Below are 1920 nucleotides of genomic sequence, written 5' to 3' on the forward strand. Positions count from 1 at the left end.
CCCAGGCCCAGCGGAAAAGCCAGCAACCAGGCCAACGGCAGACCCACCACGAATACCGTCACAAAGTCTGAAAGCAGCAAGAAGCGGGTGTCGCCGCCGCTGGCCAGAACGCCAAAAAAGATGAAATTGGAGACCTTGATCGGCTGGAACACCGCGTTCAGCAGTACTGCCCAGAAAGCCCATTGCTGCACCTGGGGGGTGGTGTTGGGATAGAGCAGGGGCAGCAGGAAAGCAAACAGCGCAAAAGCCAGCCCAAAGACTGCTGCCGAAATCAGACCTATGCGCCAGATCAGCCTCGAGACCCCCCACACACCGGGGGCATCGGCCCGCCCAATGGCCTGGGCCACCAGCACGGTAGCGGCATAGTGAAGTCCGGCCGAGGCAGTGATGAAAACCATCTCGAGGTTGCTCACAATCTGAAACACCGCCAGCTCCTGGGTGCCCAGGCGCTCGAACAACAGGGCAAACATAAACACCCCGCCACTGAATACCACCTCGGTAATGAACAGCGGTAGCACCAGCGGCACCGCCTCGTGCAGTAGATACCGAACCTGTGTGAAGTCAGGCCAGGCCCAGCGCAGACCCCAGCGACTTCCAAATAGCAGCCCCAGCAGCACCGTCGCCCGGACTCCCTGCGCTACCAGCGCTGCCACAGCAGCCCCTACCGCACCCATTTCCAGGGGGAATACAAACAGCCACGACAACAGCGGGATCAGAGCAATTGTCGGAATGGTCACCAGCATCGGAACACGCGCCCTGCCGATGCTGCGAAAGGCTGCACTGCTTACCACGCTGAGGGTAATGAGGGGCAAGGAAAGCGCCACCAGCGAAAGATAGGGGCCACCAATAGCCGTAACTTCGGGGTCAGCACCTACCAGGCTCAAAAAGGGTGTAGCCCCCAGCCCCAGCGGCAACGCCAGCAGCAGCGCCAGGATCAGCGAGAACCCGATGAAGAAGCTAACGATGCGTCGCACTGCTGCATCATCCCCACGCCCCCTGGCCCGGCTGGCCAGAATCGCGCAACCAGCGCCCAGGGTGTTCAGGCACAGAATGCCAATAAACAGCGCATTGTTGGCCAGGCCAACCGCTGCAATAGTAGCAGTGCCCAGGGTTCCCACAATCACCTGGTTGGCAAAGCCAAGAGCTAATTGAACGGTGGTCTCGAGGCTCACCGGCAAGGCAATTTTGAATATCTCACGCCGGGTCTCGGTGGTCACAAAGGCCAGCATACTACCCGAAAAGTTCTGGTTGGCAATTCCTGCAACTGGCCGTCTCCTCACTCAGCCAGCCATAATCAACCCGTACCGGCTATCCTGGGGTTCGCTTTCATCATTTTCCTGGTTCGCCCCGCCCGTCGGTGGTGCATGAGCGTCCCAACCCTTTCCACGCAGTACGGAGGGCGCTTCATCCTGAGCACAAGGCAGCACCAGCAACTACCACAAGCACTCGGCCCCTGTCCTGCCATCTTCCGCCGGGGGTTAGAATCTGGGGTATTATGAGTACCCTGACCTGGAACACCGAGCTATTAATCGAACAAGATACTGCCCACCACTTTCACCCTGTTACCAACCTGAACCGCCACAAACAAAGCGGCCCGCTGGTGCTGGTCGAGGGCAAAGGCTCTAAGGTACGCGATAGCGAGGGGAACTGGTATATTGACGGGTTTGCGGGGCTGTGGAACGTGAATGTGGGTTATGGGCGCAGCGAGCTGGCCGAGGTGGCCCGCGACCAGATGACCCGTCTGGCCTTCCAGCCCACTTTTTTTGGACTGGCTACCCCTCCGGTGATCGAGCTGGCGGCCAAAATGCACCGGCTTTTACCGCACCACTCCCACCTCCAGCTCACCTCCGGCGGGGCCGAATCCAACGAAACGGCCCACAAAACTGCCCGCTACCACCGGGCTTTGTCGGGTCAGCCCGA

Annotated in this window: 2 protein-coding genes; one reads left to right on the top strand and one right to left on the bottom strand. The window is 59.8% G+C overall.

Annotation, left to right across the window (positions count from 1 at the left end; all coding sequences use genetic code 11):
• Positions 1 to 1217 (bottom strand): MATE family efflux transporter (locus Q0288_RS10045; RefSeq protein WP_299429985.1); only part of this gene is annotated, 1217 nt, incomplete at its 3' end.
• Between the two features lie 278 nt (positions 1218 to 1495).
• Here Q0288_RS10045 and Q0288_RS10050 point away from each other — a divergent pair.
• Positions 1496 to 1920 (top strand): aminotransferase class III-fold pyridoxal phosphate-dependent enzyme (locus Q0288_RS10050; protein WP_299429986.1); only part of this gene is annotated, 425 nt, incomplete at its 3' end.

The organism is uncultured Meiothermus sp. (genome assembly GCF_937863175.1).
GTDB lineage: Bacteria > Deinococcota > Deinococci > Deinococcales > Thermaceae > Meiothermus.